General features: G+C 68.3%; 26 protein-coding genes and 2 pseudogenes. 22 read left to right on the plus strand and 6 right to left on the minus strand.

The features are described 5' to 3' along the window. Positions 1 to 9: 9 nt before the first annotated feature. The 12 genes from ACP7AZ_RS15695 (at position 10) to ACP7AZ_RS15750 (ending at position 9062) form a co-directional block, all read left to right on the plus strand. Complete coding sequence (locus ACP7AZ_RS15695; protein ID WP_426039566.1) at positions 10 to 258, plus strand: helix-turn-helix domain-containing protein; 249 nt, start codon at positions 10 to 12, stop codon at positions 256 to 258. Next, on the plus strand, positions 258 to 923 hold the full coding sequence (locus ACP7AZ_RS15700; protein ID WP_426039567.1) for a Pr6Pr family membrane protein: 666 nt from the start codon (positions 258 to 260) through the stop codon (positions 921 to 923). Before ACP7AZ_RS15695 ends, ACP7AZ_RS15700 begins: the two co-directional genes overlap by 1 nt. 34 nt (positions 924 to 957) lie before the next feature. Next, complete coding sequence (locus tag ACP7AZ_RS15705) at positions 958 to 2487, plus strand: UbiD family decarboxylase (protein WP_426039568.1); 1530 nt, start codon at positions 958 to 960, stop codon at positions 2485 to 2487. A 292-nt stretch (positions 2488 to 2779) separates the two neighbouring features. Further along, positions 2780 to 3115: a hypothetical protein gene (locus ACP7AZ_RS15710; protein WP_303694401.1), complete on the plus strand. Its 336-nt coding sequence runs from the start codon at positions 2780 to 2782 to the stop codon at positions 3113 to 3115. A 68-nt stretch (positions 3116 to 3183) separates the two neighbouring features. Then, positions 3184 to 3804, plus strand: coding sequence for a hypothetical protein (locus ACP7AZ_RS15715; RefSeq protein WP_426039569.1), 621 nt, complete (start codon positions 3184 to 3186; stop codon positions 3802 to 3804). A gap of 40 nt (positions 3805 to 3844) precedes the next feature. Beyond that, positions 3845 to 5668 carry a M14 family metallopeptidase gene (locus tag ACP7AZ_RS15720; protein ID WP_426039570.1) on the plus strand — a complete coding sequence of 608 codons (1824 nt, stop codon included), beginning with the start codon at positions 3845 to 3847 and terminating at the stop codon, positions 5666 to 5668. Between the two features lie 5 nt (positions 5669 to 5673). Then, complete coding sequence (locus ACP7AZ_RS15725) at positions 5674 to 6087, plus strand: MAPEG family protein (protein ID WP_426039571.1); 414 nt, start codon at positions 5674 to 5676, stop codon at positions 6085 to 6087. Between the two features lie 39 nt (positions 6088 to 6126). Next, positions 6127 to 7473 carry a TldD/PmbA family protein gene (locus ACP7AZ_RS15730; RefSeq protein ID WP_426039572.1) on the plus strand — a complete coding sequence of 449 codons (1347 nt, stop codon included), beginning with the start codon at positions 6127 to 6129 and terminating at the stop codon, positions 7471 to 7473. Continuing rightward, positions 7470 to 8264 (plus strand): 3'(2'),5'-bisphosphate nucleotidase CysQ, encoded by a 795-nt coding sequence (locus ACP7AZ_RS15735; protein ID WP_426039573.1) that lies wholly within the window; start codon positions 7470 to 7472, stop codon positions 8262 to 8264. The genes ACP7AZ_RS15730 and ACP7AZ_RS15735 overlap by 4 nt, the downstream gene beginning before the upstream one ends. Before the next feature lie 25 nt (positions 8265 to 8289). Beyond that, complete coding sequence (locus ACP7AZ_RS15740) at positions 8290 to 8529, plus strand: DUF4170 domain-containing protein (protein ID WP_426039574.1); 240 nt, start codon at positions 8290 to 8292, stop codon at positions 8527 to 8529. 75 nt (positions 8530 to 8604) lie between these two features. Then, entirely contained in the window at positions 8605 to 8853 is a 249-nt protein-coding gene (locus ACP7AZ_RS15745) for a hypothetical protein (RefSeq protein ID WP_426039575.1), read from the plus strand. After that, complete coding sequence (locus tag ACP7AZ_RS15750; RefSeq protein WP_426039576.1) at positions 8850 to 9062, plus strand: hypothetical protein; 213 nt, start codon at positions 8850 to 8852, stop codon at positions 9060 to 9062. The genes ACP7AZ_RS15745 and ACP7AZ_RS15750 overlap by 4 nt, the downstream gene beginning before the upstream one ends. A 16-nt stretch (positions 9063 to 9078) precedes the next feature. Here the strand turns inward: ACP7AZ_RS15750 and ACP7AZ_RS15755 are convergent, their stop codons facing one another. Next, positions 9079 to 9744 carry a fused DSP-PTPase phosphatase/NAD kinase-like protein gene (locus ACP7AZ_RS15755; RefSeq protein WP_426039591.1) on the minus strand — a complete coding sequence of 222 codons (666 nt, stop codon included), beginning with the start codon at positions 9742 to 9744 and terminating at the stop codon, positions 9079 to 9081. 95 nt (positions 9745 to 9839) lie between these two features. Between ACP7AZ_RS15755 and ACP7AZ_RS15760 the strand changes: the two genes are divergently transcribed. The 5 genes and pseudogenes from ACP7AZ_RS15760 to lpxK all read left to right on the plus strand — a co-directional run. Further along, positions 9840 to 10409, plus strand: a complete 570-nt coding sequence (locus ACP7AZ_RS15760) for a hypothetical protein (RefSeq protein WP_426039577.1) — start codon at positions 9840 to 9842, stop codon at positions 10407 to 10409. A gap of 39 nt (positions 10410 to 10448) precedes the next feature. Then, positions 10449 to 12278: an ABC transporter ATP-binding protein gene (locus tag ACP7AZ_RS15765; protein WP_426039578.1), complete on the plus strand. Its 1830-nt coding sequence runs from the start codon at positions 10449 to 10451 to the stop codon at positions 12276 to 12278. 1 nt (position 12279) lies between these two features. Continuing rightward, positions 12280 to 12966, plus strand: coding sequence for a lysophospholipid acyltransferase family protein (locus ACP7AZ_RS15770; protein ID WP_426039579.1), 687 nt, complete (start codon positions 12280 to 12282; stop codon positions 12964 to 12966). Next, on the plus strand, positions 12963 to 14255 hold the full coding sequence (locus tag ACP7AZ_RS15775) for a 3-deoxy-D-manno-octulosonic acid transferase (protein WP_426039580.1): 1293 nt from the start codon (positions 12963 to 12965) through the stop codon (positions 14253 to 14255). Before ACP7AZ_RS15770 ends, ACP7AZ_RS15775 begins: the two co-directional genes overlap by 4 nt. Beyond that, positions 14252 to 15241: pseudogene (gene lpxK / locus ACP7AZ_RS15780) on the plus strand (tetraacyldisaccharide 4'-kinase); the annotation flags it as partial. The gene ACP7AZ_RS15775 and the pseudogene lpxK, both read left to right, overlap by 4 nt. Positions 15242 to 15311: 70 nt before the next feature. Here lpxK and ACP7AZ_RS15785 read toward each other — a convergent pair. Continuing rightward, positions 15312 to 16631, minus strand: a complete 1320-nt coding sequence (locus tag ACP7AZ_RS15785) for an amidohydrolase family protein (RefSeq protein ID WP_426039581.1) — start codon at positions 16629 to 16631, stop codon at positions 15312 to 15314. 127 nt (positions 16632 to 16758) lie between these two features. Between ACP7AZ_RS15785 and ACP7AZ_RS15790 the strand changes: the two genes are divergently transcribed. Continuing rightward, complete coding sequence (locus ACP7AZ_RS15790) at positions 16759 to 17433, plus strand: murein L,D-transpeptidase catalytic domain-containing protein (RefSeq protein ID WP_426039582.1); 675 nt, start codon at positions 16759 to 16761, stop codon at positions 17431 to 17433. A gap of 3 nt (positions 17434 to 17436) precedes the next feature. Here the strand turns inward: ACP7AZ_RS15790 and purD are convergent, their stop codons facing one another. Continuing rightward, positions 17437 to 18714 carry a phosphoribosylamine--glycine ligase gene (purD, locus tag ACP7AZ_RS15795; protein WP_426039583.1) on the minus strand — a complete coding sequence of 426 codons (1278 nt, stop codon included), beginning with the start codon at positions 18712 to 18714 and terminating at the stop codon, positions 17437 to 17439. 47 nt (positions 18715 to 18761) lie between these two features. Further along, on the minus strand, positions 18762 to 18920 hold the full coding sequence (locus ACP7AZ_RS15800; protein WP_426039584.1) for a hypothetical protein: 159 nt from the start codon (positions 18918 to 18920) through the stop codon (positions 18762 to 18764). A gap of 61 nt (positions 18921 to 18981) precedes the next feature. On the opposite strand from ACP7AZ_RS15800, the gene xseA reads away from it, so the two are divergent. The 4 genes from xseA to ACP7AZ_RS15820 all read left to right on the plus strand — a co-directional run bounded on the left by xseA (position 18982) and on the right by ACP7AZ_RS15820 (position 22447). Next, positions 18982 to 20589, plus strand: coding sequence for an exodeoxyribonuclease VII large subunit (xseA, locus tag ACP7AZ_RS15805; RefSeq protein WP_426039585.1), 1608 nt, complete (start codon positions 18982 to 18984; stop codon positions 20587 to 20589). 185 nt (positions 20590 to 20774) lie between these two features. Continuing rightward, positions 20775 to 20969: a DUF2093 domain-containing protein gene (locus ACP7AZ_RS15810; RefSeq protein WP_303694379.1), complete on the plus strand. Its 195-nt coding sequence runs from the start codon at positions 20775 to 20777 to the stop codon at positions 20967 to 20969. Further along, positions 20966 to 21853 (plus strand): M23 family metallopeptidase, encoded by an 888-nt coding sequence (locus ACP7AZ_RS15815; protein WP_426039586.1) that lies wholly within the window; start codon positions 20966 to 20968, stop codon positions 21851 to 21853. The genes ACP7AZ_RS15810 and ACP7AZ_RS15815 overlap by 4 nt, the downstream gene beginning before the upstream one ends. A gap of 60 nt (positions 21854 to 21913) precedes the next feature. Beyond that, positions 21914 to 22447, plus strand: a complete 534-nt coding sequence (locus ACP7AZ_RS15820; RefSeq protein WP_426039587.1) for a response regulator — start codon at positions 21914 to 21916, stop codon at positions 22445 to 22447. A 295-nt stretch (positions 22448 to 22742) separates the two neighbouring features. On the opposite strand, the gene ACP7AZ_RS15825 is transcribed toward ACP7AZ_RS15820, so the two are convergent. Beyond that, positions 22743 to 23411: a Crp/Fnr family transcriptional regulator gene (locus ACP7AZ_RS15825; RefSeq protein WP_426039588.1), complete on the minus strand. Its 669-nt coding sequence runs from the start codon at positions 23409 to 23411 to the stop codon at positions 22743 to 22745. Positions 23412 to 23604: 193 nt separating this feature from the next. After that, positions 23605 to 23723 (minus strand): annotated as a pseudogene (locus ACP7AZ_RS15830) (IS630 family transposase); the annotation flags it as partial.

Consider the following 23723-nt stretch of genomic DNA (forward strand, 5'->3'; position numbering starts at 1 on the left):
AGGCGACCCATGGGCTCTGTTCTCGGTTTCCCCGGCATCGATCCGGGTGACGCAGCAATCGGGGCCCGCCTGAAACGCTGGCGTGAACAGCGCGGCGTAGATGTCGATGCCGTCGCCGAGGCCCTGAAGATCACTCCCCAGGAAGAGCGCCGCGCCGAGGCCGGCCGCGCCCATCTGACCTCGCTCCAGATTGCCGCCGCCACCAACCGCCTGCGCTTGCCGGTGTGGGCCCTGGTCTCCGACAGCCCGGCCTACTGATGCTCCAGGGGATGCACGGCGCGGCGCGTGGCTGGCGGATCCTGTTCGCCATTGTCGGCTGGGTCGGGCTCCTCGCCCAGTACGCGCTGTCACTGGAAGCGGGGACGCGGTCTGTCTTCGGCTCGACGGTTGTCTTCTTCAGCTATTTCACGGTGCTGACCAATGTGCTGGTCGCTCTGGCCCTGACCGCTCCGGCCATGTTCCCAGACAGTCGCATCGGCCGCTGGACGGCCAGCGAAGGGGTCCGCGCCGCCGTGGCCATGTATATCGCCGTCGTCGGCCTGACCTATCACACCCTTCTGGACGCGACCTGGAACCCTCAGGGGCTGCTGGTCTACGTCAACCAGGTCCTGCACACCGTCATGCCGATCGCCTTCGTGCTCGACTGGCTGCTGTTCGTGCCCAAGGGGCGGCTGCGCTGGATCGACCCGGTGAAGTGGCTCGCCTACCCTCTGCTCTACGGTCTCTGGACGGTGATCCACGGCCAGTTGATCGGCTGGTATCCCTACTGGTTCATCGATATCGGCGCGCTCGGCTGGGAACGGGCGGGCGTGAACTTCGCCGCCTTGCTGGCCTTCTTCCTGGTTCTCGGCCTGATCGTCGCGGCGATGGACCGCGGCCTGAGCGCCCTTGGCAAGGGTGACAGTTCCGTCACGCCGTCCTAGGCAGGCGCCCTGACCGCCCAGCCGAAAGCGACCGATGGCCTACAAATCCCTGCGCGAATTCATGGCCCAGTTGGAGGCCTCCGGCGAGCTGGTCCGCGTGTCCGAGCCAGTCTCGACCGTGCTGGAGATGACCGAGATCCAGACCCGGCTGCTCCGCAACGGCGGTCCCGCCGTCCTGTTCGAAAAGCCGGTCATGCCCGACGGGTCGATCAGTCCGATCCCGGCCCTGGCCAATCTGTTCGGCACGGTCAAACGCGTGGCCATGGGGGTGACGCTCGACAAGAAGGCCCGCACCACAGCCGCCGAACTGCGCGAGGTCGGCGAACTGCTGGCCTTCCTGAAGAACCCCACCCCGCCGCGCGGTCTGTCTGACGCCATGGAGATGCTGCCGCTGGCCCAGTCGGTGCTGGCCATGCGGCCCAAGGTGGTCAAGTCCGCACCCGTCCAGGACATCGTCCTCAAGGGCGACCAGATCGACCTCGGCAAGCTGCCGATCCAGACCTGCTGGCCCGGCGAGCCTGCCCCCCTGATCACCTGGGGTCTGGTGGTCACCAAGGGCCCGTCGGACGACCGCGAGGACGATTTCAACCTGGGCATCTACCGCATGCAGGTATTGGGCAAGGACCGCGCCATCATGCGCTGGCTGGCCCACCGCGGCGGGGCACAACACTATGCCCGCCACAAAAAGGCCCGACCGACCGAGCCCCTGCCCTGCGCCGTTGTTCTGGGGGCCGACCCCGGCACCATCCTGGCCGCCGTCACCCCGGTGCCCGACACCCTCAGCGAATACCAGTTCGCCGGCCTGATGCGTGGGGCCAAGGCCGAGCTGGTCGCCTGCAAGACCGTGCCCCTGATGGTCCCGGCGCAGGCCGAGATCGTGCTGGAGGGCCATGTGCTGCTGAACGAGCACGCCCCCGAGGGCCCCTACGGAGACCACACCGGCTACTACAACTCGGTCGAGACCTTCCCGGTGTTCCAGGTCAGCGCCATCACCATGCGCCGCGACCCCATCTATCTGACCACCTTCACCGGCCGCCCGCCGGACGAACCCTCGGTGCTGGGGGAGGCGCTCAACGAGGTCTTCATCCCCCTGTTGCGGGCCCAGTTCCCGGAGATCACCGACTTCTGGTTGCCGCCAGAAGGGTGCAGCTATCGCATCGCCGTGGTGTCGATGAAGAAGGCCTATCCCGGCCACGCCAAGCGCGTGATGCTGGGCGTCTGGAGCTATTTGCGCCAGTTCATGTACACCAAATGGGTCATCGTCGTGGACGACGACATCGACGCCCGCGACTGGAAACAGGTCATGTGGGCCCTGGCCACCAAGATGGACCCGGCCCGCGACATCACCCTGATCGAGAACACACCGATCGACTATCTGGACTTCGCATCGCCTGAGAGCGGCCTCGGCTCCAAGATCGGCCTGGACGCCACCGACAAATGGCCGCCGGAAACGAAGCGGGAATGGGGCGAGAAAATCCGCATGGATGACGCCGTCGTCGAGCGGGTGTCGGACATGTGGGACCGGCTCGGCTTGCCGGGTGACGGGACGCCGATCTGGAAATAGGCAGCTCAGTCGTCTCAGGGGCCGCAATCGCTCAGCCGTCAGCCTCAGCCGGACCGAAGCGCCGCCTTTCGGGACCGGGCCCAGCGCCTCCAGCGTCCGGTTCACAGTGCGCTTTCAGCCCCCTTCGCGGACCGGGTTCGTCGGGCCTGTGATCACCGGCCTGTTCCGCTGACCGTGGCGTCGCTGCGTCACACAGGCTGCGGCTCACCCCAAATGTGTCTGCATTGCGTTTTTCGCATGACAGCGCCGCAATGCTGTGGATAGCGTCGCGACTTCTCTCCCGGAGCGCCCCATGAAGTTCGCCGCCGTCGCACTCGCCATCGCCTTTGCTGCACCGATCGCCGTCTCCATCCCCGCGACCGCCGAGGCCCAGGTTCTGGCCGGCCGCGGCGGTGACACCCGCCGTCTTCGCGAGGCCCCCCGCCCCGCCCTCACCGCGCGCGAGGAGGACCGGTTGTTCGAGGCCGAGGAAGCCGTCTTCTCGTTGCAATCGCAGATCGAGACGCTGGAAGCCCTGGCCGCGCCGACCCCGGAACAGATCTCCAGCATGGAAGACCTGCGCGAGCGGCTCGAGGACGAACAGGGGATCGTCGACCGCCTCACGCGCAAGCGCGACCGTCGCGGCTGATCGTCGGGTGGGGGTGACCGCCCCCGTCGCCTTCGCTAGCGTCCCTCCTGCAAAAGTCGGGGGACTCGGTGAGCGCGTTTGAATTCTTCTTCAGCTTCTATGGCCTGCTGCTCGGCCTGTCGGTAGCCGAACTGGTCGGCGGTTTCTCGCGCGTGCTGCATGAGCGTCAGCGCGTACGCTTCGGCTGGCTGACGCCGCTGCTGGCCCTGTTCGTGGCCATGGACGTGGCGACCTTCTGGAGGCAGGCCTGGACCATCTTTCGGGGCGCGCCCTTCAACCTGGCCCTGCTGTTCGTCGGCCTCGTCGTGGCCGCCACCTTCTACGTCGCCGCCAGCGTGACCTTCCCGCGCGTGACGGCCGAAGGGGTCGAGGAGCGGATCGATCTGGACAGCCATTTCTGGGCGCATCGGCGCCTGATCTTTACCTGCATCCTTGCGGCCAACCTGATCGTCGTGACCATCTTCATCTGCCTCATGCTGGCGGATGCGGGCTTCGCCTCCCTGTCCTCGCCGCGATTGTGGATCGGCTTCGCCGTCTTCAGCCTGGGCTCGGCGACGGCGGCCTTCGCACCCTGGCGTCGCGTCGCCGTCGGCGCCCTGATCGTCCTGGTCGCCTACAGCATGTTCAATGTGGCGCGGTCAGGCGTAACCCTGATCGCGGCCGGGGGATGGTCGCTGCCGACCGGATGACGGCTTGCCAGAAACGACCTCGGAGCAGATGAAACGATCCATGCGCACCGTCCTCATCCTGACCGCCCTCGCGGTCCTCGCGTCGAGTCCCGCCATGTCCCAGTCACGACCCAATACCGCCCCATGGGACCAGCCCTTCCTGCCGCCGGCGCTGGAGTGGGACGGCGCCAGCCGGGCGCTGATCGCCGAGGCCTCCAACCCCTGGATCACCGATTTCGAACGCGATCCGGCGCACGACTTCAGCCCCGACTACGCCGCCACCCGCGCCTGGTTCGACCGGCTGGACGCGGCGTCCGACCTGATTCTCATCGAACAGTTCGGCGTCTCGCCGGAGGGCCGCCCGATCTACGCCGTGATCGCCTCCAGAGACGGCCCCACGCTCGATCCGTCGAAGCCCGTCCTGCTGGCCCAGGCCGGCATCCATCCCGGAGAGATCGACGGCAAGGACGCGGGCATGATGCTGCTGCGCGACATCGCCTTCGGGTCAAAGGGCGACCTGCTGGACCGCGCCAACCTGGTCCTGATCCCCATCCTGTCGGTCGATGGGCACGAGCGCGCCTCACCCTACAGCCGCCCGAACCAGCGTGGCCCCCGCATCCAGGGCTGGCGCAACACGGGCACCAACCAGAACCTCAACCGCGACTTCCTGAAGCTGGACCAGCCGGAGATGCAGGCCCTGCGGCGCTTCATCAACGGCCTGAAACCCGACCTCTACCTCGATATCCACGTCACCGACGGGATGGATTACCAGTACGACGTGACCTACGGCTTCAACGGCGAGTTTGACGCCTTCAGTCGCTCGCCCTCCAGCGCCCGCTGGCTCGACACCGTGTTCAAGCCTGCCATGAACGCCGCGCTCGAGGACCAGGGCCATGTCCCCGGCCCGCTGGTCTTCGGCATCGACGACCAGAACCCGCGCGCCGGCCTGAACGACGGAGGGCTGGGCGAACGGTTTTCGAACGGCTGGGGCGACGCTGCCCACGTCCCGACCATCCTGATCGAGAACCACAGCCTGAAGCCTTACGAGCAGCGTGTCCTGGGGACCTACGTCTTCCTCGAGGCCAGCCTGCGCCTCATCGCCGACAACGTCACGCCCCTGCGGGCCGCCATCGCCGCCGACCGCGCGCTGCGTCCCGCCGAGGTCCTGGCGAACTTCGAGTCCGACCCGGTTCCGCACCAGACCCGCGCGTTCAAGGGCGTAATCTACGAAACCTGGGACAGCCCGGCCTCCGGTCGCCAGGAGGTTCGCTGGCTGGGCCGCCCGGACCCCGAGTTGTGGCAACTGCCGTACTACGGCTCACGCCCCGGCATCCGCCTGCATCGCCCGACAGCCTACTGGGTCCCCGCATATCGCTCCGACCTGATCGAGCGGCTGCGTATCCACGGCCTGACCATGGAGACGCTCGCCGCGCCTCGCACCGTATCGGTCGAGATGCTGCACCTCGACAACCCGATCCTCGCGCCGCGACCCAACGAAGGCCATATCCAGGCGACTGTCACCGAGGTCACGCCCGAGCGTCGCGACTGGACCTTCGCCCCCGGCTCCATCCGGGTGCCGACAGACCAGCCGCTGGGCGACATCGCCGTCCTGCTGCTGGAGCCCCAGTCGGGCGAGAGCTTCTTCGCCTGGGGCCTCTTCCCGGAGATTCTCAGTCGCGTTGAATATATCGAGGGCTACGCCATCGCGCCCCTGGCCGAGGCCATGATGGCGGCCGATCCGGCGCTGAAGGCCGAGTTCGAGGCCAAGGTCGCCGCCGAGCCAGCCTTCGCCGCCAATGGCGACGCCAGATTGGCGTGGTTCTACGAGCGAACCCCGTTCTATGATGACCGCTACCGACTCTATCCGGTCGGACGGGAGGACTAGAAGCCATGGCCGACATGACCACCGCACAAGCCGCCGCTCTCTGGAGCGGCCTGATGATCCTTCTGATGATCGTCCTGGCCATCCGGGTGATCATGACACGCCAGAAGCACGGAATCGGACTGGGTGACGGCGGTCAGCCGGAGCTGACTGTGGCGGGGCGCACCTTCGGCAACTGCGCGGAATATGTCCCCGTCGGCGTGGGCGCGTTGGCCCTGCTGACCCTGTTAGGCATGCCCGCCTACGCGGTCCATGCCGTCGGCGGCGTGCTGTTCCTCGGACGGCTGCTGCATTCCTTCGGTCTGGCGACGGACAAGGTGACCCTGGCCCGCAAGGCCGGCATGGGCCTGACCTTCCTGTCCCTGATCACGGCCGCCGGAATGCTGATCGTCCACGCCTTCATTCGCGGCCAGCCCTTCTAGGCCCGTTGCGGGGGCGGTCCGGGTTCGCCATATCGGGCCATGCCTGACAGCCTTTCCGCTACCGACCTCCTGCAAGACATCGTCGCCGCCGCCCTTCGGGCCGGAGCCGATGCCGCCGAGGCCGCCACCGCCGAACGCGCCTCCCTCTCCGTCGGCGTCCGCAACGGCGCCCTTGAGGATGTGGAGCGAGAGGAGAGCCGCGACCTGGGCCTGCGGGTCTTCATCGGCCGGCGTCAGGCGACCGTCTCCGCCTCGGACCTCAGCGCCGCGACGCGCGCCCGCCTGATCGAGCGCGCCGTCGCCATGGCCCGACTGGCCCCGGAAGACCCCTGGGCCGCCCTTGTCCCCGTCGGCGGACTGGCCCGAGGCCCCTTCCCGGACCTGCAGCTGGCGGATCCGTCAGAGCGCACCGCCGCCGAACTTGAGCAGGTCGCCCGTGAAGCCGAGGCCGTCGCCCTCGCCGTCCCCGGCGTCTCCAGGTCCGAAGGCGGCCACGCCAGCACGGCCTCCAGCCGCTGGCGCCTGGTCACCTCCGAAGGTTTCGACGGCGCCTATGCCGCGACCGGTTTCTCGCTCGGCGTCGGTGTCATCGCCGGAAAGGACGGAGCCATGGAGCGCGGCGGCGAGAGCCGTTCCACCCGCTGGCTCGCCGACCTGCCCGGCCCCGACGGCATCGGCGCCGAGGCCGGCCGCCGTGCGGTCGAGAAGATCGGCCCGCGCAAGATCGCCTCGACCACCGCACCGGTGATCTTCGAGCGCCGCGTCGCCGCCCAGGTGTTGTCACCCCTGCTGGGCGCCATCTCCGGCCCCTCGATCGCGCGCGGCCAGTCCTTCCTGAAGGACCGGATGGGCGAACAGGTTCTGCCCAGGGGCCTCAGCCTGATCGACGACCCGTTCCGCATCCGGGGCATGGCCTCCACCCCGTTCGACGACGAAGGCTCGCCGGTCGAGCGCCGCAACCTGGTCGACGACGGCGTCCTGACCACCTGGCTGCTGAACTCATCGGCAGCCGCCCAGCTGGGCCTGAAGACCACCGGTCACGCCTCAAGAGGCCTCGTCGGCCCGGCGGGCGTGCAGACCCACAACCTGCACCTCAGCCCCGGCGACGTCGACCTGCACGGTCTGATGGGCCAGGCGGGGGCCGGTCTGGTCGTGACCAGCATGTTCGGCCCGTCGCTGAACGCGAATACCGGCGACTGGTCCGCCGGGGTGTCCGGCTACTGGTTCGAAAACGGCGAGCGGGCGTATCCGGTCAGCGAGATCACCGTCGCCGGCAACCTCGCCGATCTGTGGATGCGCCTCGTGCCCGGATCGGACCTGGAGTTCCGCGGCGGATTCAACAGCCCGTCGCTGCTTATCGACGGCGTCGCCATCGCCGGCAAATGATCGATCTCGCCGCCGATCTCGCCCTGATCCTCGACGCCGCCCGCGCCGCCGGCGCCCTTGCCGAGGCCGAACGCGATCGCGGCCTGAAGATCACCCACAAGGACGGCGGCTCCCCGGTCACCAACGCCGACCTCGCCGTCGATGACATGCTGAAGGCGACCCTGCTGGCCGCCCGCCCCGACTACGGCTGGCTGTCGGAAGAGACCGTCGATACGGCCGAGCGCCTGTCGCGCCGCCGCCTGTTCGTCGTCGATCCCATCGACGGCACCGTCGCCTTCATGAAGAACCAGCCCTGGTGGTGCGTGCCGATCGCCGTGGTCGAGGACGGCCGGCCCGTCGCCGCCGTCATCCATGTCCCCGCAACCGGCGAGACCTACGAGGCGACACTGGCCGGCGGCTCACGCCTCAACGGCCGCCCCATCTCGGCCTCCGACGTCGATGCCCTGGACGACGCCGCCGTCCTCGCCGACGCCCGACTGATGGAAGGGCCACACTGGCCTGAGCCGTGGCCGCCGATGCGCTACGAGAAGCGGAACGCCTTGGCCTACCGCATGGCTCTGGTCGCCTCCGGGGCCTTTGACGCGGCCATCGCCCTTACGCCCAAATGGGACTGGGACGTCTGCGCCGGGGCCCTTATCGCCGCCGAGGCCGGGGCGAGGGTCTCTGATCACCACGGCCAACCGTGGCTGTTCAACCGCCCGGACCCGCGCCAGGCCAGCCTCGTCTGCTCCGCGCCGGCCCTGCACCCGTTGATCCTGCGGCGCACAACGCCTATCCCGCTGGCGACCTGATCCCCGCTCCTCCCGGACACGCCCCATGACCGCCAACGCCGCCGACCCCCAACTGCTTCACCTCGTGATCGGCGGAGAGCTGCGCCACCTGGACGCCCCGGTCTTCCGCGACCTGTCCAAGGTCGAGTTCGTCGGCGCCTTTCCGAACTATGCCGAGGCCAAGGCCGCTTGGAAGGCCCGGGCCCAGGCCACCGTCGACAACGCCCACATGCGCTTCTTCATCCTTCATGCGCACCGCATGATCGACCCGCGCGGCGAGGCCTGATCGTCGCACCGGGAACCGCAGCCGGGACGCGAGCGCTCTTACCGGGTAGGTTGGCATCAACTGAGGAGCGCTCACATGATCCCGACCCTGATCGTTCTGACCCTGCTGGCGCTGGGCGTAGGCATCGTCGCCTTCGCCACTCGTCGTCCGGCGACCCGAGAGAACATCGTCATCGACCAGGACACCGCCTGGAACGATCCCGTCACCCCCGCCAACGCCGTCCCTGTGGAGGCTGATCCCTTCGCCAATGCCCCGGCGCCGACGCCGCCCGTGACCGTCGAACCGGCCCCGGCCGACGCCATTCCTGCGGAGCGCCCATCGTGAACCTGTTCGGCACGACCCTCGACGGAGCCCAGATCGCCGCTCTTGTCGGCCTTCTGGCCACCTTGGGCCTATGGCTGATCGTGCTCGGTCGTGAGCGCGGCTACGCCCGCTGGTTCCGCCAGTGGGAGACCGACCGCAAGGCCCGGCTCGACGCGGAAAACGGCGTCACGCCCGAACAGAAGCGCAAGCCGACCGGCCCCTGGGGCTAGGGCTGGGAGGCCGGGGCTACTCCCGCCTCAGAAGCTTCTCGGTCAGCAACGTGCCCCACCAGTTGGCGCGGAACGCCCTGCGCATCGCCGCGGGGTCATAGGCGTCGGACTCGACCCACTCCATAAAGCCCACGCCCGTCGGTTCGACCTCGTTCACATAGGCCTCGAGGAAGTGGTCCAGCACGCCGGTCAACCCCTCGCGGCTGTGCAGGTATTTCTTCGACAGCTCGCTCATCGCCCTAGAGATCGGCTCGCCGAGATGGAAGTGGCGATAGAAGACCGCCATCAGCCCGGCCCGGTCCGCCCCGGACTTGCAGTGGATCAGCACCGGGTATTCGATGCTCCGGAACAGGTCCCGCGCGCGGCGGACCCGCTCCTTGCCCGGCGGATCGCGCGAATCGAGCGGCGCATCGATCAGCGTAAGGCCCAGCCGCTCGCACGCCGCCTTTTCCAGCCAGTAGTAGCCCTCGTCCCGCTCGCCGCGCAGGTTGATGACGGTCCTGATCCCCCGCTTCGCCCAGCCCTCCAGCTGCCTCGGCGAGGGCTGGTTGGTGCGGACCAGATCGGGCCCCAGCCAGTGGGCGTTCGAAAACGCCAGACGCAGGAAGGCGTGGTCGTTCCAGAAGAAGTCCCGCTCCGCCGCCTTGCGACCGGCCTCCGTGCTCACATCAAATCGGCTCATCGCGTCAGACATAGTGGGGGCGACAGCGCGCGTCATCCCGTGCATCTTTCTGCCGTAGCATCGCCGACCTGGCGTCGCGCCTGATCGGTGAACCCATGAGCCTGTCCCGCCTTCTCCCGACCCCGCTGGTCGCGCTCGCCCTGATGGCCTGCGGCGCCGAGCCGGCTGCCGAGCCTGCGCCCGCTCCCACCGCGACGGCCGCCGATGCGACTGCGCCTATGGCCTCAGCGGCGGCGGCCGTCGCGGCCTCGCCGGTCACGGACCCGGCGGTGGACCGGGCGGTTCAGGCGGCTGAAGGCGACGGCGAAACCCTGACCTATGTCGCGCGCGGCATCGGCGACGGGGACGACCGCATCACCCTCGTCTATCTGTTCCCCAGCCACTGCGGCAACGCGGGCTGCACCCTGCTGGTCTATGGTGGGGAAGGCGACAGCCTGGTTCCGCTCGGCCGCACGACCGTCGTGGAGACACCGATCCGGGTCCTGTCGACCTCCAGCAACGGCCGCCCGGACCTGGGCGTGATGACCGGCGAGGGCGAGGCCCTGCTGGCCTTCGACGGCCAGACCTATCCCGCCAACCCGACCGTGGCGCCCGCCCGGATCGTCACCGACGCTCAGGGCTCGGCGATGATCACCGACGCCGACCTGCCGCCGCCCGCCGACTGATCCCTTGACTTGCGAGGCAGGTCGTCCGACCTCGGGCGGATGACTTCGCCCGCTCCGACCGTTCCGCAGGAGGACGCCGCCTCGCGTCCCCTGATCGGCCGCATCTGGCGCGACTACCTGTCCCGCCGCAAAGCCGTGCTGGTCCTGTCGATGATCTGCGCCGCGATCGCGGGCCTCAGCGCCGCCACGGTGCTGCAACTGCTCCAGCCCGCCATCGACGGCATGTTCCTGGGCAATTCGGTGAAGGTGGCGGGTCTGTTTGTCGTGCTGCCGCAGCATGCGCTGGTCGCCATCCCGGCCATCATCGTCGGCATCGGCCTGATCTGGACGGCGGCCTCGCTCGGCCAGGCCGCACTCGTCAATCGCCTGGGGCACGGCATCGTCGGCGACATCCAGGTGCGGCTGTTCGGCTCCATGATCCGCGCCGACCTTGCCCGCCTGCGCAGCCAGCATTCCGGAGCCTTCGTTTCCAGCGTCCTGTTCGACGCCAACCTGGTGCGGGAGGCTTTCACCAGCGGCGTGGTCAACTACACCCAGCACGGCCTGACCCTGATCGCGGTGCTGCTCTTCATGGCCTGGTCGGACTGGCGGCTGACAGCCATCGTCCTGCTCGGCGCGCCGCTGATCGCCTATGTCATCCAGCGTTTCGGCAAGCGGATGCGCAAGGCCACGACCGGCGCCATGGTCGAGACCGAGAACCTCTCCACCGCCCTGATGGAGAACCTGGACGGCGTCCGCCTGATCAAGATTGAGAACCGCGAAGCGGCCGAGCAAGCGCGCGTCGCCGAGGTCGTCGGCCGCCGCCAGCGCCACGTCATCAAGTCCGCCGATTCCAGAGCCTTCGCTGGCCCCTTCTCCAACCTCGTCGCCATGCTCGTGGTCGCTGCCGTCATGGCCTATGCCGGCTGGCAGGCGCGCAACGGCCAGATGACGGTCGGCGCCTTCGCGGCCTATGTCGGCCTGCTGATGTCCGCCGGCCAGTCGCTGCGTCAGGTGACCAATCTGCAGACCGTGATGGCCGAGGGTATGACCGCCGCCCGCCGTCTGTTCGGCTCGCTCGACATCGACCCGGAGATCCGCGAGGCCGTTTCGCCCAAGGCCCTGCCGCCCGGCCCCGCGACGATCGCCTTTGACGAGGTGTCGTTCAGCTACGGCGCGGCCTCGCCCACGATCACGGAGGTCTCCCTGACCGTCGCGCCGGGAGAGACCGTCGCCCTGGTCGGTCCGTCCGGCGGCGGCAAGTCGACCCTGCTCAGCCTGCTGCCGCGCTTCTATGACGTGACCTCGGGCAAGGTGACGATCAACGGCGCCGACCTGCGCGAGCTCAGCCTGCCGGACCTGCGTGCCCGGATCGCCCTGGTGACCCAGGAACCCTTCCTGTTCGACGACACGATCGCCGCCAACATCGCCTATGCGCGCCCCGAAGCCACGCCCGACCAGATCGCCGAGGCCGCCAGGTCTGCCGCTGCCCACGACTTCATCACCGCGCTGCCCGACGGCTACCAGACCCGCGCCGGCGAAGGCGGCATGCGGCTGTCGGGCGGCCAGCGTCAGCGTATCGCCATCGCCCGCGCCTTCCTCAAGGACGCGCCCATCCTGTTGCTCGACGAAGCCACCTCGGCCCTCGACACCGAGAGCGAAGCCCTTGTCCAGGCTGCGCTGGAACGGCTCATGGCCGGGAGATCAACATTGATGATCGCTCACAGACTGTCCACGGTCCGGCATGCGACGCGCATCGTGGTGCTGGAGGCCGGTCGTATCGTCGAGAGCGGCACCCACGCGAGCCTCGTCAGGAAGGGCGGACTCTACAGCCGGCTGGCGAAACAGCAGTCGCTCGACGGGACCCCTGCCGTCGCCACGGTCGCGTGACGTGAGGCCGCTCCGCAATCCTCTGATCCAGACCATCCTGTCGTTCGCGCTCGCCGGGTGGATGAAGCTCTGCTTCGCCACGATCCGCTGGACCTGGGAGGGCCGCGAGCATGCCGAACAGGTCTGGGCCAATGGCGGCGGCGTCATCTGCGTCTTCTGGCATTCGCGCATTGGTCTCAGTCCGGCGTGCTGGCCGCTCGACTTGGCTCAACCCGCCAAGGCCCTGATTTCACTCAGCCCTGACGGACAGTTCATCGCCAAGGCCGTGGCCTTGCAGGGCTTCCCGGCGGTGCGCGGCTCCTCCGCCAACAAGGACAAGGCTGACGCGGCCAAGGGCGGCTCCCGTGCCCTCCGCGACGGCCTGAAACAGCTCAAGGTCGGCGCTCTGGCCATCACTCCCGACGGCCCGCGCGGCCCGGTCCGGGTCATGGCCGAGGGCCTGCCCCTGATGGCGCGGATGTCCGGCGCCCCGGCCCTGTTCATCGGCATGAGCTGCCATCCGGCCATCCGCCTGAACAGCTGGGATCGCGCCATCCTGCCCCTGCCCTTCGGTCGCGGCGCCATCGTCTATGACATCGCCCGTTACCCCGAGGGCGCCGAACTCTCTGACGTCACCGGCCCGTGGGCGGAAAGGCTGACCGCGGTAGAGGCCCACGCCGACGCTATCACCGGGCTGGAGCGGCTGTGACCCTCCCTCTGCTCGCCTACCGCCTGCTGACCCGGATGCTGGAACCCCTGGCCCCGCGCCTGCTCGACGCCCGCGTCAAACAGGGCAAGGAAGACGCCGTCCGCGTCGACGAACGCCTCGGCGTTGCTGGCGTCGCCCGCCCCGACGGCGACCTGGTCTGGCTGCACGGCGTCAGCGTCGGCGAGACCCTGTCGCTGTTGCCCGTGGTCGAGCGGATCGTGAAGGCCCGGCCCGACCTGACCGTCCTCGTCACCTCCGGCACGGTGACCTCGGCGGAGTTGCTGGCCCGCCGCCTGCCTCCCGGCGTGATCCACCAGTTCGCGCCCGTGGACGTCCCCGGCGGGGTCGCCGCCTTCCTCGACCACTGGCGGCCCTCAGTTGGGGTCTTCGTCGAGTCCGAGCTCTGGCCCAACCTGATCCTCGCCGCCCGCTACCGGAAGATTTCGCTGGCCCTCGTCAGCGCCCGCATCACGAAAAAGACCGCCGCCGGCTGGGCCCGTTTCCCGAAGTCGGCTCACGAGCTCCTGTCCGCCTTCTCCCTCGTCATGCCCCAGGACGATGTTTCCGCCGCCCGTTTGCACAGCCTGGGCGCCCGCGTCGACGGCCAGGTGAATCTGAAGCTTTCCGGCGCCGCCCTGCCCCACGACGCCTCGGCCTTCACCGCCCTCAGCGCCGCTATCGGCGACCGCCCCGTGGTCGTCGCCGCCTCGACCCACGAGGGCGAGGAGATCGCCATCGTCCGCGCTCTCGACCATCTCGCCGAGCGCCTGTGCCTGATCCTCGTCCCCCGCCACCCCGAGCGCGGACCCGAGATCGCCACCACCCTGACCCGCGACGGCTACCGCTTCGCCCTGCGATCACGTGGCGCCCAGCCGAACGCCGAGACGGACATCTATGTCGCCGACACCCTGGGCGAGCTCGGCCTGTTCCTGCGCCTCGCCGATGTCGTGGTCATGGGCGGTTCATTCGGCTCCTTTCTCGGTAGCGAGCCCTGGGGGGGGCACAATCCGCTGGAGCCCGCGCGTCTGGCCAGGCCCGCGGTCGCCGGTCCCGACGCCTCCAACTGGCAGGCGGTCACCGCCGATCTCGTCGCCGCCGGAGGCCTCGAACTCGTCGCCACGCCTGGCGACCTGGCCGGCGTCGTCGCGCCCTTGCTGAACGATCCCGCCGCCGCCCGAGCCATGGGTGAGCGCGCGCGCCGGGCCGCCGCCGATGTCGGCGCCGGTCTCGACCGCCTGTGGGACGCGCTTCAAACGCTTCTGCCGCCTTCATCCCGACCGCGCCGATGAAGCTTTCCACGCCTCGCTGGTGGTATCAGCGCGACGGCCGCCACGGCCGCGTCGCCCGCACCCTGCTGAAGCCCGTTTCGTGGGTATGGGCCGCAGCCACCGCCCGCCGCATCGCCAGCGCCACGTCCGTCGATGTTGGCGTCCCCGTCATCTCGATCGGCAACCTCACCGTCGGCGGCTCCGGCAAGACCCCGGTCGCCCGCGAAGTCCTGCGTCTGGTTCGTCGGCAGGGCGTCGATGCGCATGCCCTGTCGCGCGGCTATGGCGGCAAGCTGGCCGGCCCGCTCCGGGTCGATCCCGCGACCCACACCGCCGCCGACGTCGGCGACGAGCCCCTGATGCTGTCCGGCGACGCCCCCGCCTGGATCTCCGCCGACCGTGTCACCGGCGCCCGCGCGGCGGTCGAGGCCGGCGCCCGGGCCCTCGTCCTCGACGATGCTCACCAGAACCCGACCCTGAAGAAGACCCTCAGCCTGATCGTCGTCGATGGCGAAACGCGCGAGGACGAGTGGCCCTTCGGCGATGGCTCGGTCTTCCCCTCAGGTCCGATGCGGGAACCGCTGGCCGCCGGTCTCGCCCGCGCCGACGCGGTCGTCGTCCTGCTCCCCGCCGACAGCCCGCCCGCCGATCCTGAACTGCTGGCCGTGTTCGGAGCCCTGCCGACCTTCATCGCCCGGCTGGAGCCCGGCCGCGCGCCGCCACCCGGCCCCCAGGTCGGGTTCGCGGGCATCGCCAAGCCGTGGAAGGTCGAGCGCGCCCTGATCGCCGCCGGATGCGAGCTCGTCGACTTCGCGCCGTTCCCGGACCATGCGGAATACCGACCGGAAGATCTCGCCTTCCTCGCCGACCGCGCCGCCATCTTTGACGCCGGTCTGGTCACGACCGAAAAAGACTGGGTCCGCCTGCCTCCCGACTGGCGGACCCGTGTGGTCTCGTGGCCTGTCGCCGCCCGGTTCGAGGACGAGGCGGCGTTCTCGGGGTTCCTGAGCGAACATTCCTCCCCCTCCGTCACGGCGCGAAGTGGCGCCGCGCCACCCTCCCCCTTCGGGGAAGGATTTATTCGGCGCGGTAGACCACGCCGCCCTTCATCACGAAGGCCATATGCTCCAGCGTCGTGACGTCGGTCAGGGGATCACCCTCGACCGCCACGATGTCCGCCGGACGGCCCGGCGCGATCAGCCCGGCCTGGTCGGCGATCCTCAGATGCTCGGCCGCCACCACCGTCGCCGCCTGGATGGCTTCCAGCGGTGTCATCCCCGCCTGCACCAGAAGCGCGAACTCCTGCGCATTGTCTCCATGCGCCGAAACCCCCGTGTCGGTGCCGAATGCGATCCGCACGCCGCCCTCGTGCGCGCGCCGGGCCATGTCCAGCATCTTCGGCCCTGCCTCCAGCGCTTTCGCCGTCTGGGCCGGGGTGAAGAAGTTGGTTGGACTCGCCGCCACCCGCGCCACGAAGTCTCCGGCCAGCAGGGTCGGCACCAGATAAACGCCCTCGCGCCGGAACAGGCGGATCGACTCGTCGTCCAGATAGGTGCCGTGCTCGATCGAATCGCCGCCGGCCCGCAGGAAGGCGTTGATGCCGTCGACGCCGTGGGCGTGCGCCGTCACCTGACGGCCCATCCGGTGCGCCACCTCGACGATGGCGGCCAGCTCGGGGTCGGTGAACTGCTGGGCCAGGCCCGCCGCGGTGTTGGACAGAACCCCGCCGGTGGCGGTGATCTTGATGATGTCGGCGCCCGACCGCACCTGGGTCCGCACGGCCCTCATGCAGTCCTCCGGTCCTGAACAGACGCTCTCGGACGACAGCAGGTGCATGATGTCGTCGCGATAGCCGTTGATGTCGCCGTGGCCGCCGTGGATCGACACCGACGATCCGGAGGCGATAACTCGCGGTCCCGGCACGTCACCGCGCCGGATTCCGTCCCTCAACGCGAAGACCGCGTCATTGTCGCCGCCCAGATCCGCCACAGTGGTGAACCCGGCCATCAGGGTCTTCCGCGCGAAGCCGGCGCCGATCATGGCGCTGTCGGCCGCGTCGCGCGTCACCGCGTCCAGCCGCCCGGTCGGGCTCTGCTGAGAGGTCAGGTGAACATGGCTGTCGATCAGGCCCGGCAGGACGAAGGAATCACGCAGATCGACGACGTTCGGACCCTCGCCGACGAAGCCGTCGCGGATCTCCGTGATCTGGTTGCCTACGATCACGAGAGTTTTATCGCGCAGCACAACACCGCTCTCGGGGTCCGCCAGAAGCCGCCCTGCCTGAACGAACGTCGTTTCCCCGTTCGCGGGAAAAGCCTGTGAGGCGGGGCTCTGCTGCGCCTGCGAAGGCCCTGCGAGCGCGAAAACGGCGGCGACCGCCAGTGCGACGAACTTCATAAACCTCTCCCTGATACTGTGCGCCACCATACGCGTCGGTGGCTTTCGGCCAAGGCTCCGGTTGAACCCGGCGGCGTATTTGTGAAACAAGCCATGACTTCGGCATAACCGCTACGAAGGGCGTCGCATGCGGCTATCGAGACGGGGATTGATTCTGGGTGGTTCGGCGGTGCTCGCCGGCTGCGCCACCGCACCCGTCGCTCAGATGCCGATCGTCCTCGCCGCCGCCCCTCCGCTGCCGCCCCTCCCGCCTATTCCGCAAATCACCCCGCCGCCGCTGGATCCCGGTCGTCTGGTCCGCCCCGAGTTGATGAGCCGGGCCATGGCCGCCCTGGACGTGCACAGCCACCGGATCACCCTGCGCGACCGCATGTATCTGGTCGATTTCCAGAAATTTTCCGGCGACGCTCGCATGTTCGAGGTCGATCTGATCGGCGGCCGCGTCACCGCCTTCCGCACCTGCCACGGCCGCGGCTCGGACCCGGAGCACTCCGGCTTCGCCCGGACCTTCTCCAACACCCCGGAAAGCTACATGTCCTCGGTCGGCGCCTACGCCACCGCCGGCGCGGGTTGGGGCGCCCAGCAAGGCCCAAACGTCCTGCTCGACGGGCTTGAGTATTCGAACAACATGGCCCGCGACCGCGCCATCATCGTTCACGGCGCCGACTATGCGGATCCGGAATTCCTGGCCCGCGAAGGCAAGCTGGGCCGCAGCTACGGCTGCTTCTCCACCGCCCACACCGACCTGCCGATGCTCCGCGAGCGCATGGGCGAGGGCCGCCTGCTGTTCGCCTACGCCTAGAGGCTACTCGCGCTCCAGAGCACGCCAGCCGATGTCAGTCCTGCAGAACCCGCCCGGCCAGTCGATCGTGCGCACCGCAGCATAGGCCCGCTCGCGGGCCTCGGCGATGTCGTCGCCCTCGGCGCAGACGCTCAGGACGCGCCCGCCGGACGCGACCAGGGTGCCGTCCTCGCGCCGCAGGGTGCCCGCGTGGAAGACCTGCACGTGCGGGCCGAAGTCCTGCTCGGCGCCCCGGATGATCGAGCCTTCCAGAGGACTGTCGGGGTAACCCTTGGCCGCCATGACCACGCAGATCACCGTCTGCGGCTTGAACTCCGGCTGCGGCAGGCGCGACACGTCCCCGCGCGCGCAGGCCAGCAGATAGGGGACGATGTCCCCCGCCATCCGCATCATCAGGACCTGGCATTCCGGGTCGCCGAAGCGGGCGTTGAACTCAACAACCTTGGGACCTTCATCGGTCGACATCAGCCCGACGTAGAGCACGCCCTTATAGGGCGCGCCCTCGGCAGACATGGCCTTCAGCGTCGGCTGTACGATCCGGCGGTCGGCGGTCATCACCATCGCCTCGTCGAACACCGGCGCCGGCGAATAGGCGCCCATGCCGCCCGTGTTGGGCCCCAGATCCCCGTCGAAGGCCCGCTTGTGATCCTGGGCCCCGCCGAACAGGACGGCGCGTTTGCCGTCGCACAGGGCGAACAGGGATCCCTCCTCGCCCTCCATGAACTCCTCGATCACGACGCGCGAACCGGCCGAACCGAATCGCCCGCCCAGCATCCGCTCGATCTCGGCCTCGGCATCGCGGCGGTCGGGGCTGATCGCCACCCCCTTGCCCGCCGCCAGGCCGTCCGCCTTGATGACATAGGGGGGTTTGAACACCGACAACGCAGCCTTGGCGTCCTTGACCCGGTCATAGACGCCGTAGTGCGCCGTCGGGATCTCGTGCCGCTCCAGGAAGGCCTTGGAGAAGGCCTTGGACGTCTCCAGCTGCGCCGCCTTGGCGCTGGGTCCGAAGCAGGGGATGCCGGCGGCGTTCAGCAGGTCCGCAAGACCGGCCGCGAGGGCGACTTCCGGCCCGACGACCACAAGGCCGACCTTCAGCTCACGCGCCAGCCGGGCCAGGCCCTCGGCATCGTCGGCGCGGATGTCCGGCACGCATTCGGCGACCTTGCCGATGCCGGGATTTCCGGGCGCGCAAAACAGGCGGTCGACCAGCGGCGATTGCCGCATTTTCCAGGCCAGGGCGTGCTCGCGCCCTCCCGATCCGACCAGCAGGATATCCATCCGCGCGGAATGGCCGCGCGGGCCCCTCTGGTCAAGGCCGCAGACTGTCAGAGCAGGGCGGAAACCACATAGACCACGGCGGCGAGCATGAAGATCAACACCAGGATCACCCAGACGCCGACCGCCGAGTCGCCGCTGCGGCGCGAAAGCTCTCGCTCGTTCGGGTTCTCCTCGTCCCGAGGGGGAATGCGATCCTGATCGTTCATCCCTCGATATAGGCCGAATGCAGCGGTTTCCGCAGCCCCTCGGCGACGCTACAGTCGCCTCATGACCGACGACTACGTCTTCGCAGGCCCCGCCGACGCCGAGCCGGCCGCCGCCCAAAGCCAGGGCGTGGGCGACAACAATCCGCCCCTGTCGATTTCCGAGCTGTCCTTCGCCCTGAAGCGCACGCTGGAGGACCGGTTCGGCCACGTCCGGCTGCGAGGCGAAGTGTCCAAGGTCAATCGCCACGCCTCCGGCCACATCTATCTGACGCTGAAGGACGACAAGTCGGCCATCGACGGCGTGGTCTGGAAAGGCTCTGCGCGCGGCCTCGGCGTCCAGCCTGAGACGGGCCTCGAGGTCATCGTCACCGGCAAGATCACCTCCTACCCGGCGCGGTCCTCATACCAGATCGTCATCGAATCGATGGAGGCGGCCGGCGCCGGCGCCCTCCTGGCCCAACTCGAACGCCTGAAGGTCAAACTGTCGGGCGAGGGCCTGTTCGATCCGGCCCGCAAGAAGCCCATCCCCCTCTATCCTCGCACGATCGGCGTTATCACCAGCCCGACCGGCGCCGTCATTCGAGATATCCTGCACCGGATCGCCGAGCGCTGGCCCTGTCGGGTCATCGTGTGGCCAGTCGTGGTCCAGGGCGACGCCGCCTGTGGCCAGGTCGGGAACGCCATTCGCGGCTTCGACGCCATGACCAGGGACGGCCTCATCTCCCGCCCCGATCTGCTGATCGTGGCGCGCGGCGGCGGCTCGGTCGAGGATCTGTGGTGCTTCAACGACGAAGGCCTGGCGCGCATCGTGGCGGCGGCGACCATCCCGATCATCTCGGCCGTGGGGCACGAGACGGACACCACCCTCATCGACTTCGTCTCGGATCGTCGCGCCCCGACCCCGACAGGCGCCGCCGAACTGGCCACGCCGGTGCTGGCCGACCTGCGCGCCTTCGTCACCGATCTGGAGCGCCGTCTGGATCGTTCCGGCGCCCGGCTGCTGGAGGACCGCCGAATTCGCCTGCGCTCAGTGGCGCGCGGCCTGCCCGCCCGGCCGGAAGAGCTCGTGGCCCTGGCCCAGCAGCGTCTCGACCACGCCTCCAGCCGTCTCGCCTCGGGCCTCGGCCGCAACACCGAACTGCATCACCGCCGCCTTGTCGCGATCGGCAGCCGTTTCGCGCCGGCCATTCTGAAACGCGCTATCGAGCAACGGGAGGCACGGCTTGAGGGGCAAGGCGCTCGTCTGATTTCAGGGCTACGCGCCAACACCTCCGACCATGAACGTCGCCTGCTGCTTGTCTCGGGTCGATTGAACCCAGAGGCGATCGTCAACCGGCAGAAGCGTCGCGAGCTTGGTACGCAGAACCTGGCGTCACGCCTTGAGCGCGTCCGACCGCAGGCAATCGAGCGCGCCGAGACCCGCCTCGCCGCCCTCGCCCGCGCCCTGGCCAGCCTCGACCCCAAGCGCCCCAAACCCGGCTTTGCGCGCGTCGACGACGAGACCGGCGCGATGGTCTCGTCCGCCGCCGCCCTGTCACCGGGGCAGGCCGTGACGCTGGTCTTCCCCGATGGCTCCAAGGGGGCGCATATCGAGGGCGACGGCGCGGTGAGGGCGAAGCTGGTTCCGAAGGCGAAAGCGGCCCCGGCGAGCCAGGGCGACCTCTTCTGACGACAGTCTCCTCCCGGTTCGCTCCCTGGCGAATCAGGCGGTGGATGCGAGCTCTTTGCGAGCAGACGGACGGCTTCTGGATGTCGCCAAGCCCCTCCGCGTCCTCCGCTTGGCTACGGATCCACCGGCCCTTCGCTACGCGACGGGGAGGAGACGACGGACGGATCTCCCGCTATCCTGTCGCCATGACCTCCGTCCCCTCCCCCGCGACCCTCCACTACGGCGACGGCGAGTTCGCCGTGCTCAAGCCCGGCCCCTTCGTCCTGTGCGCCGTCTCCGGACGGCCGATCCCGCTCGAGATCCTGCGCTACTGGTCCGTCGAGCATCAGGAACCCTATTTCAGTCCGGCCGAAGCCCTGTCCCGGATGGTCGATCAGTGACGCCTTCGCGGCGCGGCCTGATCCTGGGCGCCGGCGCCGCCACCCTCTCCGGCCCAGCCTTCGCGGATCCGTCCGATGGTCTCGCCCTGAACGGCCGTTTCGTCCAGGGCGGGTTCGCCATGGGGCGGGCAGAGCCGCGGGCCATGGTCTTCATTGACGGAGAAGCCCTGACCACCGCTTCCGCGGCTGGCCTGTTCATCGTCGGCTTCGACCGGGACGCCCCGCCGTCGGCCCAGTTGGAGGTGCGCGGCCAAGGCCGCGTCGCCCGCCGCACCCTGTCCATCGCGCCCGGGACCTTCCCCTCAACCCGCATCAACGGCCTGCCCCCGTCGACGGTCGAGCCGTCGGACCCGATGCTGCTCGCCCGGATCCAGGAAGAGATCGTGCTGAAGACCGAGGGCTTCGCCAGCCGCGCTGACGCCGACGACTTCCGTTCCGGCTTCACCTGGCCGCTCGACAGTTATCGGGTGACCAGCCTGTGGGGTTCCCAGCGCGTTCTGAACGGCACGCCCGCCCGGCCTCACTACGGCATAGACCTGGCCGCACCCGCCGGTTCTCCGATCCGGGCGCCGGCGAACGGCGTCGTCACCTTCGCCCGCGCCGGCATGCATTTCGAAGGCGGCCTGACCCTGATCGACCACGGTCAGGGCCTGATCACCGCCTACCTGCACCAGTCGCGCATCGACGTCCTGCCGAACCAGCGAATCACCCGGGGCGACGTCATCGGACGGGTCGGAATGACGGGCCGCGCCACTGGGCCACATCTGTGCTGGCGCATGAAATGGCGTGATCGGAACTGCGATCCGTCTCTGATGATCGGCGAATCGGCTCCGGAAACCGCTTACAGTGACGGCCAGGCTTTCGTTCCGCGTGGACCTGGCTGATCTTTGCCCGTAGAATCGACGATCAGACCGCCGTGGGGGCGGCCTCGGCCCGATCACCAAATGTCCGCCCTTCAGTCCCTCAACATCCTGCTGGTCGACGACAACCAGCACATGCGAGCCATCACGTCCGCCATTCTGCAGTCCGCCGGGATCCGCAACATCCGCGAGGTGTCCGACGGCGCCATGGCGCTCGAAGCCCTGCGCGATTACCCGGTCGATCTGGCGATCGTCGACTTTAATATGTTCCCGCTGGACGGGGTGGAGTTCACCCGCCTGGTCCGCAACAGCCCCGACAGCGCCAACCCCTATCTGCCGATCATCATGATGACCGGCCATTCGGAAAAACACCGCGTCTGTGAGGCACGCGACGCCGGGGTCACCGAGTTCGTGGTCAAGCCGATCACCGCCAAAGCCGTGTTCGACCGCATCCAGGCCGTCATCATGCGTCCGCGCCCCTATGTGAAGACCGACGACTACTTTGGCCCGGACCGTCGGCGGACCTCGAGTGTCGCAAGCTACAAGGGTCCCCGCCGTCGTTCGACTGACGTTGCGGACGACGCCTCCACGAACAGCGACGGTTCCGGCAAGGCCTGACGCCTCGGTTCGGGGCGCTGTCGCGTTTCAGCTCTGCGATCTTGTAGTCCCGCGACAGATCCGGGGGCAGGAATAGTCCCGTGCCAGCCGCAGCCGCATCTGCGCCAGATCCCTGGCCTCGCGGTCGCCCACCGCATCGACGTCTTTGACGATCGGCGGTATTTCGGGACCATCGTGGAGCCATAAGAGGCAGCGGAGCATGGGCATGCTCTCAGCAAGAAAGCCGCTCATATCTCAGCGATTGCAAAGGCCCGGCCGACAATCATTCATGCGGCTGTCACGCTTGCAGAGCGCTTCATCCGTCGACGCGTGAAATCCCGTCGGCGGTCCCCCGGGTCTCGCCGTAGCATTCACAGGCCGAGGCCTCGAGAATCTGCCGGTTCAGCACCGTCACCCGGCCTCGTGTAAAGGTGATCGCACCGCGGCGCATCAGGTTCTGCGCCGCCTCGTTCACCGTCGTGCGTTGCGAACCCAGCATGTTGGCCAGGAACTCCTGCGTCATGTGCAACACCGCGTCATCGGCCCTGTCATGGGCCCTCAGCAGCCATTTGGAGAAGCGCCGCTCTAACGTATGGATGGCGTTGCAGGCGGTGGATTGCTCCAGTTCCCTTTGCAAGGCGGCGTCATAGGTGGCCATGACGACCCGCAGGCTGTGACTTCTCGTGGCCAGTTCACGCATTCGCCGCGCCTCGACCTTGCGAGACTTTCCGGCCATCTGGGCGACATAGCGAACCGCAGTCTTGGCTGGGATTTGCCAGGCCGTGGAGCCGATGATGCCTTCCCGGCCGACCATATAGTCCTCGACGCTGCGCCCGTCGTGCATCAGGGCGACGGCGGACACGATGCCTTCGTCGACGAAATAGATAGTGTCGACAACATCTGACGGCTCCATGAAAACATGGCCCAATCGAAAGTCGAAATCAGTAGCAACGGCGGTGACTTGGTCGCGATCGTCGACGCTCAAGCCACCGATCAGGATATTCCCACGCGAACTCATAGCCATGTCGGCTGATAGGCTTATTGCTCCATAGCCGTCTGTCGAAAATTGACACAAGCGGGAGCGTATTACGCTGTCTAGTCTCTTTGCGTCTTAGCCGATAGTCAAAACGTCAAATAAACCGACGTGGCGGGATGCGCAAACAACTCGCCAATATTCTCTAGTGGATTGATTCCATCACTTGGTGCCCGCGGTTAGCGGCGGCGATGATTTTGTCTGGATCGGCGGTCCAGACGAAGGGTTTGGGCTGCTGATTGTGATCGACGACGAAGCGGTTGA

The organism is Brevundimonas sp. DC300-4, assembly GCF_049897365.1.
Classification (GTDB): domain Bacteria; phylum Pseudomonadota; class Alphaproteobacteria; order Caulobacterales; family Caulobacteraceae; genus Brevundimonas.

Excerpts from the sequence above, each read along its gene's own strand:
- ACP7AZ_RS15695 (WP_426039566.1), top strand. The coding sequence starts at position 10 with ATGGGCTCTGTTCTCGGTTTCCCCGGCATCGATCCGGGTGACGCAGCA.
- ACP7AZ_RS15700 (WP_426039567.1), top strand. The coding sequence starts at position 258 with ATGCTCCAGGGGATGCACGGCGCGGCGCGTGGCTGGCGGATCCTGTTC.
- ACP7AZ_RS15705 (WP_426039568.1), top strand. The coding sequence starts at position 958 with ATGGCCTACAAATCCCTGCGCGAATTCATGGCCCAGTTGGAGGCCTCC.
- ACP7AZ_RS15710 (WP_303694401.1), top strand. The coding sequence starts at position 2,780 with ATGAAGTTCGCCGCCGTCGCACTCGCCATCGCCTTTGCTGCACCGATC.
- ACP7AZ_RS15720 (WP_426039570.1), top strand. The coding sequence starts at position 3,845 with ATGCGCACCGTCCTCATCCTGACCGCCCTCGCGGTCCTCGCGTCGAGT.
- ACP7AZ_RS15725 (WP_426039571.1), top strand. The coding sequence starts at position 5,674 with ATGGCCGACATGACCACCGCACAAGCCGCCGCTCTCTGGAGCGGCCTG.
- ACP7AZ_RS15730 (WP_426039572.1), top strand. The coding sequence starts at position 6,127 with ATGCCTGACAGCCTTTCCGCTACCGACCTCCTGCAAGACATCGTCGCC.
- ACP7AZ_RS15735 (WP_426039573.1), top strand. The coding sequence starts at position 7,470 with ATGATCGATCTCGCCGCCGATCTCGCCCTGATCCTCGACGCCGCCCGC.
- ACP7AZ_RS15740 (WP_426039574.1), top strand. The coding sequence starts at position 8,290 with ATGACCGCCAACGCCGCCGACCCCCAACTGCTTCACCTCGTGATCGGC.
- ACP7AZ_RS15745 (WP_426039575.1), top strand. The coding sequence starts at position 8,605 with ATGATCCCGACCCTGATCGTTCTGACCCTGCTGGCGCTGGGCGTAGGC.
- ACP7AZ_RS15755 (WP_426039591.1), bottom strand. The coding sequence starts at position 9,744 with ATGAGCCGATTTGATGTGAGCACGGAGGCCGGTCGCAAGGCGGCGGAG.
- ACP7AZ_RS15760 (WP_426039577.1), top strand. The coding sequence starts at position 9,840 with ATGAGCCTGTCCCGCCTTCTCCCGACCCCGCTGGTCGCGCTCGCCCTG.
- ACP7AZ_RS15765 (WP_426039578.1), top strand. The coding sequence starts at position 10,449 with ATGACTTCGCCCGCTCCGACCGTTCCGCAGGAGGACGCCGCCTCGCGT.
- ACP7AZ_RS15785 (WP_426039581.1), bottom strand. The coding sequence starts at position 16,631 with ATGAAGTTCGTCGCACTGGCGGTCGCCGCCGTTTTCGCGCTCGCAGGG.
- ACP7AZ_RS15790 (WP_426039582.1), top strand. The coding sequence starts at position 16,759 with ATGCGGCTATCGAGACGGGGATTGATTCTGGGTGGTTCGGCGGTGCTC.
- purD (WP_426039583.1), bottom strand. The coding sequence starts at position 18,714 with ATGGATATCCTGCTGGTCGGATCGGGAGGGCGCGAGCACGCCCTGGCC.
- ACP7AZ_RS15800 (WP_426039584.1), bottom strand. The coding sequence starts at position 18,920 with ATGAACGATCAGGATCGCATTCCCCCTCGGGACGAGGAGAACCCGAAC.
- xseA (WP_426039585.1), top strand. The coding sequence starts at position 18,982 with ATGACCGACGACTACGTCTTCGCAGGCCCCGCCGACGCCGAGCCGGCC.
- ACP7AZ_RS15810 (WP_303694379.1), top strand. The coding sequence starts at position 20,775 with ATGACCTCCGTCCCCTCCCCCGCGACCCTCCACTACGGCGACGGCGAG.
- ACP7AZ_RS15820 (WP_426039587.1), top strand. The coding sequence starts at position 21,914 with ATGTCCGCCCTTCAGTCCCTCAACATCCTGCTGGTCGACGACAACCAG.